Source organism: Micromonospora sp. NPDC003944 (assembly GCF_053605225.1).
On the sequence record NZ_JBSGIV010000007.1, the window covers coordinates 136566 to 146938 of the forward strand.

Below are 10373 nucleotides of genomic sequence, written 5' to 3' on the forward strand. Positions count from 1 at the left end.
TGATTCACGTCAACCATCAGGTGACCCGGCTCTCGTCAGGCGTCCTGCAACGCCTCCCCGACACCGCGCACCAGCCCGGAAAAATGCTGGTCCGCCAGCAGGTGGCCAGCGGTGATCACCACAGCGATCGGCCACTCGATGACCTGTAGTGCGGCGAGCACCCCGAGCCCGGCGTAGTAGACGACCTTGTCCGGGGGCGGCACCGCCACCTCGCCGAGCATCGGCAGGTGCAGCCGCCGGTCGTACATCTGGACGTTCTCCCGCGAACCGTTGAGATGTCGCGTCAGCGTGCTCATGCCGGCCTCCCCATGTCCGGTGATGGTCGTCGGTTTCCACGGCCCACCCCGTCCATGCACCCGAGACAGCGGAAAATTCCACCGCTCAGGGGGCATAACGGATGGCAGGTCGGGAAGCCAGGCCGCCGGACGTGAGCGCGGTGGGAGGACGACATGGCCAAGGTCAGGACGAGCGGCAACAGGGAGCCGGGCCGGCGCCCGTCCAGCCGTACGCCTCGATGACGGCGGCTGGTCGCGCTGCCGGCCGCATCCTGCCGTCCTTCGGCGTGCCGCACCTGGTCGGCGAGGCGTCCCGGACGGTCGGCTCGGCCGCCACCCGGCTGGCCCGGTCGGCCGGGCTGACCCGGCGTCGGGTCTGGTCCCGACCGGGCCGGCACCACATCGAGGTGCACGGCGTCTGCCAGGACGGCGGCAACCGGCTGGCCCGTCAGGTGGAGGGCGCCCTGGAGCAGATGCCCGGGGTGGCCTGGGCCCGGGTCAACGCACCCTCCGGTCGGGTGGTGGTCGCCGTCCAGGCCCCCGAGCCGAGGTTGCGCGACCTGATCGCCACGATCGACCGGGTCGAGCGGACCTGTGACCACGAACCCGACCCGGAGATTCCACCGCCGCACCCACCGGAGGAAGGGCCACGAACCCCGCGCACCCTCGGCGCGCTCGCCTCGGACGCGCTGGGCCTGACGATCTCGGCGGCCACCCGGGTGCTGCCGTTCGCACCGCTGCCGGGCGAGGTGTCCGGCCTGCTCTCCGCCGTGGACCTGCAGCCGAAGTTGCACGGGTTCATCGGCAAACGGCTGCGCTCCGACCCGCGCGCCGACATCCTGTTTCCGCTCGCCGAGGCGGTGGTGCAGGGCCTGACCGGTCGGTGGACGGGGATCGTCCTGGACGGCGCGCAGCGGGTGGTGCAGTGGGGTGAGGCACGGGCCCAACTCGCCGCCTGGGAGCGGGCCGAGCCGCGACTGACCGGCGACGCGGAACGCGCCACCGCCCGCTGGCCGGTGATCGAACGCCCCCGTCCGAAGCCGGACGGCCCGGTCGAGCGCTACATCAACCGCATGCTCGCCGCGGGTGCTGCCGCCGGTGCGGCCACGGTGCCGTTCGCCGGGCCGAAGCGGGCCGCCGCGCTGGGGTTGTCCGCGCTACCCAAGGCACCCGGAAGCGGTCGCGAGGGGTACGCGGCCCAGCTCGGCCGGATGCTGGCCCGGCGCGGAGTGATCGCGATGGACCGGAGTGTGCTGCGCGAACTGGACCGGATCGACACGCTCGTGCTCGACGCCGCGGTGCTCGGCTCGGACCGGGGCGTACTCGCCGATCTGGCGCCGGCATCCGGCGCGGACGTCGACGAGGTGGCCGAGCGGGCCTTCGCGCTGTTCGACCCGGACGACCCGACCGCTTCGCGGACGGAGGACGGCTGGCGGCTCGGGCCGCCCGACCGGCTGCCCGCGTACGACCCGGACGACGTTCCGGACGCGGCCCGGCTGCGCTCCGCCGGCGGCCACCTCCTCGGGCTCGCCCACGGCGACCGGCTCACCGCCCTGTTGCGGGTCGAGCCGGAGCCCGCACCCGGCGTCGACGGTCTGCCCGCCGCCGCCCGACATGCCGGCCTGCGGCTCGTCGTAGCCGGCGGCGACGAGCAGCGGTACGGCTTCGCCGACACGATCCTCCCCGGCGGGGACCAGTTGGCCGAGTCGGTACGCGCGTTGCAACGCGACGGCGCGGTGGTGATGCTGGTCTCCGCGGACCGGAAGGCGCTCGGTGCGTCCGACTGCGGTCTCGGGTTCGCCGCGCCGGAGGAGTTGCCGCCGTGGGGCGCGCACCTGCTTGTCGGTGCCGACCTGCGGGTGGTGGCGCTGGTGATCGAGGCGACCGGGGTGGCCCGACGCACGGCCCAGCAGAACATCCGGCTGGCCATGGCCGGCACCGGCCTCGGGGCACTTGGGGCGTTTACCGCTCCACCACCCCAGCTACCGCACCGGGCGCTCGTCGCGGTCAACGGCGCGGCCGGGTTGGCCTTCGCCAACGGGGTCTGGCAGGCCCGCCGGTTGCACGACCAGTCGGACACCCCGGCGCCCGTGGCGACCGCCTGGCACCTCATGCCCGTCGGCACCGTGCTCGACCACCTGCGCTCCACCCCGAACGGCCTGGCCAGCGCCGAAGCACAGCGACGACGCCACGGCTCCGGTGACGGCAGCGGTGCACACGGGAGCGGCGGGCTGCTGCGCGCCTTCGTGGACGAGTTGTCCAACCCGCTCACCCCGGTGCTGGTGGCCGGGGCGGTGCTCTCCGCGTCGTTCGGCTCACTCGTCGACGCCGCGCTCGTGGGCAGTGTGGTCGGTGGGTCCGCCCTGATCGGCGCGGTACACGAACGCAACACGGAGAGGTCACTGGCGGAGCTGCTGTCGCGGTCGGCGGTGACCGCACGGGTCCGTCGGGACGGCACCGAGCAGGTTCTCGCCGCCGAAGACCTGGTCCTCGGGGACGTCATCGCCCTCGAACCGGGGGATTCGGTACCCGCCGACTGCCGGGTGCTCGAGTCGGTGGGTCTGGAGGCCGACGAGTCGTCGCTGACCGGCGAGTCGCTTCCGGTCGCCAAGTCCAACCGGCCGGTGGTCGCCGCCGCCATCGCCGACCGGCACTCGATGCTCTACGAAGGCACCACAGTCGCCGCCGGGCACGGCACCGCGGTGGTGGTGGCGACCGGCAACGACACCGAGGCCGGACGCAGCCTGGCCCTGGTACGGCAGGCACCCCCGACAAGTGGGGTGGAGGCTCGGCTCGGCTCGCTGACGAGCGCCGCCATCCCGCTGGCGGCCGGTTCCGCGGTGGCGGTGGCCGGCGCGGGCCTGCTTCGGGGCGTACCCCTTGCCGAGACGGCGGCGACCGCCGCGAACCTCGCCGTGGCGTCGGTGCCGGAGGGGTTGCCGTTCCTGGTCAGCGCGGCGCAACTGGCTGCGGCCCGGCGGCTGGCCGAGCACGGCGCGTTGGTCCGCAACCCACGCACGATCGAGGCGCTGGGCCGGGTGGACGTGCTGTGCTTCGACAAGACCGGCACCCTCACCGAGGGGCAGTTGCTGCTCGCCGGGGTCGGCGACAGCGTCGGCGACCGGTACGCCCCGCTGGACCGGCTTGACGACCGACTCCGGATGACGCTTGCCGCGGCGCTGCGGGCCACCCCCGCCGCGAAGAATCCGGAGGAGTTGGCGTTGCAGACCGACCGGGCGGTCCGGCGAGGTGCCGGGGAGGCCGGGGTGGTGGAGCAGACCGGGGCCGCCGGATGGCGCGCTGCCGGGGGGCTACCGTTCGAGCCGTCCCGGGGCTACCACGCGAGCGTCGGGCAGACCGACGGTCACCTGTTGTTGAGCGTCAAGGGTGCTCCGGAGACGGTGCTGCCGCGCTGTTCGTCCCGGCGCACCGACGGCCGTCAGGAGCCGCTTGACGACACGGGCCGGGCGGAGCTGGAGCAGATACTCGCCGACCGGGCCGGTGCGGGCAACCGGATCCTGGCCGTCGCGGAGTGCCCGGTGGACGACCCGAAGGTGACCGACTCCGACGTTCGGGGGCTGACCTTCGTGGGTTTCCTGGCCCTCGCCGACGGTGTGCGGGAGAGCGCCGCCCCGGCGGTACGCCGGATCCGGCAGGCCGGCGTGCACACCATCATGATCACTGGTGATCACCCGGCCACCGCCGAGGCGATCGCCGCCACCATCAGCGAGCACGACGAACAGCGAGTGGTCACCGCCGGTGAACTCGACAAGCTGGACGACGACGCGCTCGCCGAGCGGTTGGCCAACACCGACGTGGTGGCCCGCTGCACCCCGGCCCACAAGGTGCGGATCATCCAGGCTCTGCAGAAGTGCGGGCGGACCGTGGCGATGACCGGTGATGGTGCCAACGACGCACCGGCGATCCGGCTGGCCGACGTCGGCATCGCCCTCGGCCAACGGGGCACCCCGGCCGCCCGCGCCGCAGCCGACCTCGTGGTCACCGACGACCGGCTGGAAACCATCATCGCCACCCTCATCGAAGGCCGGGCGATGTGGTCGTCGGTGCGGCACGCGCTCAGCATCCTCGTCGGGGGCAACCTCGGCGAGATCGCGTTCAGTGTGCTCACCGCCGCGGCGACCGGCCGCTCCGCGCTCACCGGACGACAACTGCTGCTGGTCAACCTGCTTACCGACCTGGCACCGGCGCTGGCCATCGCGGTCCGGCCACCCGCCTCGGACCGCACCGACGCGCTGCTGCGGGAAGGCCCGGACACCGCCCTCGGTGAGAGCCTCACCCGGGAGATCGGACTGCGGGCGGCAGCCACCACGCTCGGCGCGACCGCAGGCTGGACGCTTGCCCGCTACACCGGAAGCCGCCAACGGGCCGGCACGGTCGCCCTGGTCTCGCTGGTCGGCACCCAACTCGGGCAGACCATCCTGGCCGGCGGCACCAGCCCGACCGTGCTGGCCTCCACGGCGGCGTCACTTGGCGTGCTTGTCGTTGTGGTGCAGACGCCGGGGGTGAGCCAGTTCTTCGGCTGCACGCCGCTCGGACCGATCGGCTGGACCATCGGCGCCGGTTCGGCGCTCGGCGCGACCTTCGCCAACGGCGCGCTCACGAAGCTGGTGGAGCATCTCCCGGAGGCCCGGTCCGACACCCCTCGGCCCTCGCCAGACGGGCAGGGAGCGGACTGACCACCGCGCCTCCACCTCGCGCCCTACGCGCGCGCGAAAGAGCGCTCGGCCAATGAGAGTGCTGGTGGAGCCCAGGGGACTCGAACCCCTAACCCCTGCCTTGCAAAGGCAGTGCTCTGCCAGTTGAGCTAGGGCCCCGTGGTGGGCGTCGAATGCTCGTCGCCCGGCCGGGCGTCAGCGCAGGTCGGGCGCGGTGGTCGCCTCGTGCCACAGGGCACGCTCGTCGTTCGACGCCTTGATCTTGTTGAACACGACGGCGGCCACACCGACGACACCAGCCAGAATCAGCAGCTTCTTGAACATGGGGCGACCCCTCGCGCTCGACTATCGTCGGACGACATGCGGTGGGGCTAGATGGAATCGAACCATCGACCTCAGAGTTATCAGCTCTGCGCTCTAACCGACTGAGCTATAGCCCCGCGTTGCGACGAGCAAGATTAACCCATCCGCTCGGCCGGCCCCAAATCGGGGTCCGAGCCTGCGAGCCGGGCCCGTCGCCGTCTGCAAAAACCTACCCGAGTACGGGACGCCGGAGCGACCGCTTTACGCGGTGCCCCGGCGTCCCGGTGGCTCAGTCCCGCTCGGCGAGGGTCAGCTCGATCCCGCCGACCAGGTCGGCGCAGACGTTGTAGACGAACGCGCCGAGGGTTGCCAGCGCGGTGAACAGCACCACGTTGACCAGGCCGATCAGCGCAGAGCTGAGGATCACGCCCTTGGCGGTGATCTGGAAGCCGCTGGTGCTCTGCCCACCGCCGGCGTTGACCAGATCGCTCAGGCTCTCGTTGACGCTCTGGAACACGCCCATCGCGTCCAACGCCAGGTAGAGCACCGACGTGGCGACCACCACGACGATGAAGAGCACCACAGACACCGCGAACGCGAACTTCATCACGGACCACGGGTCGATCCGCTTCAGGTTCAGCCGGGCCCGGCGCGGCCCACGGGAGGCAGCCGAACTGACCGACGTACGCGCCGCGCGCACCGCGTCACCGACGCGGGCTGCCCCGACAGCGGACGCGTTGCCGATCCCCGGTGGCAGGCCACCGCCACTGGCCGGGCGGCCGGCGGCCGTACGCGCCGCGTCCGACTGCGGCTGGGTCATCCCGGGCGTGATCCGCGGCTGGGTGCCGGTGGACCCGGTCGACGCCGCCTGACCGGCCCGGAGACCGATCGGCTGGGTGGTCGCCGGACGGGCCGAGGGTGCCGCCGCCGGGCCCGGAGGGTTGGCGGCGGCCGACGTCGGCGCCTCGGCGCTTGACGCCTCGGTCTTGTCGCCCGCTCCGCTGTCCTCGCCCGGCTGCTCTGGCGGGGGTGTCATGCCTGGAGCCCTGGTGAACTTCGGGGCAGGCGCATCGGCAGGGACGGTCGCCCGGCCCACGGCCGCGCGGCCGGTCGCTGGTGTGCCGCCCTTGGCGGCCTCCTCGTCGACCGGGTTGGCCGAGGTCCCCGTGTTCCCCGACTTCGCCTGTGTCTCCGTCATTCAACTAGTCCTGTTCGTCAGGCTCGTCGGCATTGCGAGCAATCGCCACGATAGTCACGCCGTCCGGGAGGTCCATCAGCTTGACCCCCATTGTGTTCCGGTCACGCGTACGGCGTACAGGCTTCACCGGAGTCCGAATGACACCACCATTGCTGGTGATCGCGAACAGCTCGTCGTCCGGATCGATCACCACCGCGCCAACCAGACCACCGCGCCGTTCGGTGATCTTCGCAGTCAACACGCCCTTACCTCCCCGGCCCTGCACCGGGTATTCCTCGATCGGGGTCCGCTTCGCGTATCCCCCGTTCGTGGCCACCAGAACGTCCAAACCTTCCCGCACGACCTCCATGGCGAGCAGGACGTCGTCGTCCGTGAAGCGCATGCCGATCACGCCCGAGGTGGCCCGGCCCATCGGCCGCAGCGCCTCGTCCGAGGCGTTGAACCGGATCGCCTGCGCCTTCTTCGAGACCAGCAGCAGGTCGTTCTCCGGGGCAACGAGCGCAGCACCGACCAGCTCGTCCTCATCGCGCAGGTTGATCGCGATGATGCCGCCGGAACGGTTGGAGTCGAACTCCTCAAGCCGCGTCTTCTTCACCAGGCCGTTCTTCGTGGCCAGTACCAGATAGGGGGCTACCTGGTAGTTCGGGATCTCGATGATCTGCGCTATCTGCTCGTCGGGTAGGAAGGCGAGCAGATTGGCCACGTGTTGGCCCTTGGCTACCCTACTGGCCTCCGGCAACTCGTACGCCTTGGCCCGGTAGACACGGCCCTTGTTCGTGAAGAACAAGATCCAGTCGTGGGTCGAGCAGACGAAGAAGTGGCTGACGATGTCGTCCTGCCGCAGCGTAGCGCCACTGACGCCCTTGCCACCGCGGCGCTGCGAGCGGTACAGATCGACCTTGGTCCGCTTGGCGTACCCGGTGCGGGTGATCGTGACGACCACGTCCTCGCGGGCGATGAGGTCCTCCATCGAGACCTCGCCGTCGAACGGGATGATCTGCGTCCGGCGGTCGTCGCCCCACTTGGCGACGATCTCGCCCAGCTCCTCCGAGACGATCTTCCGCTGCCGCTCGGGCTTGGCGAGGATGTCCTTGAGGTCGGCGATCTCCAGCTCGAGCTTGGCCAGGTCGTCCACGATCCGCTGCCGCTCCAACGCGGCGAGCCGGCGCAGCTGCATGTCCAGGATCGCGGTCGCCTGGATCTCGTCGATGTCGAGCAGCCGGATCAGGCCCTGGCGGGCGTCGTCCACCGTCGGGGAGCGCCGGATCAGGGCGATCACCTCGTCAAGCGCGTCCAGCGCCTTGCCCAGGCCGCGCAGGATGTGCGCCCGCTCCTCGGCCTTGCGCAGCCGGAACGCGGTCCGCCGGCGGATCACGTCGATCTGGTGCTCGACGTAGTAGCGGATGAACTGCGCCAGGTTCAGCGTGCGCGGCACCCCGTCGACCAGGGCCAGCATGTTCGCGCCGAACGTCTCCTGGAGCTGGGTGTGCTTGTAGAGGTTGTTCAGCACGACCTTCGCGACCGCGTCGCGCTTGAGCACCAGCACGATCCGCATGCCGGTACGCCCGGACGACTCGTCGCGGATGTCGGCGATCCCGGCGAGCTTGCCCTCCTTGATCAGCTCGGCGATCCGCTCGGCGAGGTTGTCCGGGTTGACCTGGTAGGGCAACTCGCTGACGACCAGGCAGGGGCGGCCCCGCTTGTCCTCCTCGACCTCCACCACGGCCCGCATCCGGATCGAGCCGCGACCGGTGCGGTACGCGTCCTGGATCGCGGTGGTGCCGACGATCAGACCGTGGGTCGGGAAGTCCGGGCCCTTGACGATGCCGAGCAGGGCTTCGAGGGTGGTCTCCTCGTCCTCCTCCGGGTGCTCCAGGCACCACTGCACCGCCGCGCCGATCTCGCGCAGGTTGTGCGGGGGGATCTTGGTGGCCATGCCGACCGCGATGCCCTCGGAGCCGTTCACCAGCAGGTTGGGGATCCGCGACGGCAGGATGGTGGGCTCCTTGGCCCGACCGTCGTAGTTGTCCTGCAGGTCGACGGTGTCCTCGTCGATGTCCCGCAGCATCTCCATGGCGAGCGGGTCGAGCTTGCACTCGGTGTTGTGGCTCACGAAACCATCGGAGACGAATGAGTGGTCGTCGGTGTCGACCCGGACGCTGTAGACCGACTGCACACCGCCGTCGGTGATCTGCGCCACTTCGGCGTAGTAGAACCGACCGTCGACCAACGGCTCGACCACGTCGAGCACCTCGGTGTTGGTGATCCGGGCGGCGATCTCGTCGCGGTCCCGTTCCCACCGCTCGACCCGGTCCACGTTGTGCCGACGCAGCCAGTCCCGCTCGGTCCATCGGCTCGCGCCGTGCTCGCGGATGAAGTCAGCGACAAGCGGCACGTGGTCGCTGGAGAGCGCGGTGCTGCTCGCCGGCACCTGGGCCAGTTCGGCCTCCAGCTTGGCCTGCTTGCGGCCGAGGAACCCGACGTGCGCGGCGAAGATCCGGGCGTCGCGGCGGTTGGTCACCACGACCTTGATCTCGCCGTCGTCGTAGCGGGTCTGCCGGCTGATCACGCCGAACTCCAGCAACAACTGCTGGACCTCGGTGGCCAACCGCTCGCTGCGCGTCGAGTACGAGATCTGCATGGTGTTGCGCGGCAGCAGCGATGACGAGCCGTCGCCCTCGAACAGCGCCTGGAGGAATGCCCGCTTGATCGCGGCCGGCCCCTGCCAGACGAACTCGGGAACGAACTTAGCGGCGCTGCGCGCACCCATGAGATCGCCAAGAACGCTGTTATGCAGCGCGGTGAGATCCTGCACGTCGAGTTCGTGCAGGGTGCTGCCGGAGGCGATTACTCGCTCACTGACGTAACGAGGCCCGCCAACGGCAAGGTCGTACGCCGCGAGGACGCGGACGAAGAACTCCCGGTCGACGTTGTTGAATCCGGCGCGGCTCGGGGAGACCCAACCCTCGCTGACGAAGGCACCGGCGAGGACGGCCGCCTCGACGTGCTCCAGCATCGGGTAGCCGATCTCGTCCGGCACGCTGCGCTGAAGGACCACCCGGTCACCGGGGGAGATCTCGGCCAGCAGCTTCCACAGCAGGGTCGGCACGCCGGCGACGTCCACCAGGCAGAGCACTGGGTGGTTGTGGGTGCCGGTCAGCTCGTACCCCTCGCGGGTGCGCAGCCGCAGCGTCGGGTGCTCGCCGGAGTGGAAGAACTTGCTGGCGCGGACCAGGTCGCCATTGCGGTCGCGGACCTTCAGGTCGACGTCGGTCTCGCTGGACGGTGCTGCGTCGGCCACCACGTCCGCGATCCGCACGCTGCCCTCGGCGGTACGAATCCGAACATCTCCAGATACGCAGTAGCGCATCGCCGCAGCCGGGTCGTTACCCGGCGAACCGAAGTTGCCGTTGCCGTCGACAAGCGGGTAGCGCAGCGACCAGGGCTGTGCCATCCGGACCAGCGCGTCGTAGATCGCCGAGTCGCCGTGCGGGTGGAACTGGCCCATCACGTCACCGACGACACGGGAGCACTTCACGTAGCCGCGGTCCGGACGGTAGCCGGAGTCGAACATCGCGTAGAGGATCTTGCGGTGGACCGGCTTGAGGCCGTCCCGGACATCCGGCAGCGCTCGCCCGACGATGACGCTCATCGCGTAGTCGAGGTAGGAGCGCTGCATCTCCACCTCGAGCCCGACCGGTTCGATCCGGTCGTGCGCGACCACCGCGGCGATGGCCTCGGCGGGGACCTCAGGCTCGTTCGGTGTGGACTCGGGAGAATCGGTCACTGTATACCCTTATCAGACTCAGAGTCGTTTTTCCTGGTTGAGCTGCTCGCAGTGCTCGACCACGCACCGTCGCGTGCCGCGGTCACCGCGGAACGTGCGTTTCTGGCAACCCTGGAGGCCGGGTGCAGCGCACC

5 protein-coding genes, 2 tRNA genes and 1 pseudogene are annotated in these 10373 nt (G+C 70.6%); 2 read left to right on the plus strand and 6 right to left on the minus strand.

Translation table 11 applies throughout. The annotated features are described in order from the left end of the window. Positions 1-35: 35 nt before the first annotated feature. On the minus strand, positions 36-296 hold the full coding sequence (locus ACWER9_RS05575; protein ID WP_452300642.1) for a hypothetical protein: 261 nt from the start codon (positions 294-296) through the stop codon (positions 36-38). A 218-nt stretch (positions 297-514) separates the two neighbouring features. Between ACWER9_RS05575 and ACWER9_RS05580 the strand changes: the two genes are divergently transcribed. Beyond that, the gene (locus ACWER9_RS05580; RefSeq protein ID WP_452300643.1) at positions 515-4972 is read left to right on the plus strand and encodes an HAD-IC family P-type ATPase; all 4458 of its coding nucleotides are present in this window, start codon (positions 515-517) and stop codon (positions 4970-4972) included. Between the two features lie 62 nt (positions 4973-5034). Here the strand turns inward: ACWER9_RS05580 and ACWER9_RS05585 are convergent. The 5 genes from ACWER9_RS05585 to gyrA all read right to left on the minus strand — a co-directional run bounded on the left by ACWER9_RS05585 (position 5035) and on the right by gyrA (position 10239). Continuing rightward, a tRNA-Ala gene (locus tag ACWER9_RS05585) sits at positions 5035-5110 on the minus strand. 36 nt (positions 5111-5146) lie between these two features. Continuing rightward, the gene (locus tag ACWER9_RS05590; RefSeq protein ID WP_209444550.1) at positions 5147-5275 is read right to left on the minus strand and encodes a DLW-39 family protein; all 129 of its coding nucleotides are present in this window, start codon (positions 5273-5275) and stop codon (positions 5147-5149) included. Positions 5276-5317: 42 nt separating this feature from the next. Then, positions 5318-5391, minus strand: a tRNA-Ile gene (locus tag ACWER9_RS05595). A 152-nt stretch (positions 5392-5543) separates the two neighbouring features. Then, positions 5544-6452, minus strand: a complete 909-nt coding sequence (locus tag ACWER9_RS05600) for a DUF3566 domain-containing protein (protein WP_452300644.1) — start codon at positions 6450-6452, stop codon at positions 5544-5546. 4 nt (positions 6453-6456) lie between these two features. Beyond that, positions 6457-10239 (minus strand): intein-containing DNA gyrase subunit A, encoded by a 3783-nt coding sequence (gyrA, locus tag ACWER9_RS05605; protein ID WP_452300645.1) that lies wholly within the window; start codon positions 10237-10239, stop codon positions 6457-6459. A gap of 18 nt (positions 10240-10257) precedes the next feature. Between gyrA and ACWER9_RS05610 the strand changes: the two are divergent. After that, positions 10258-10373 (plus strand): annotated as a pseudogene (locus tag ACWER9_RS05610) (hydroxymethylbilane synthase); the annotation flags it as partial.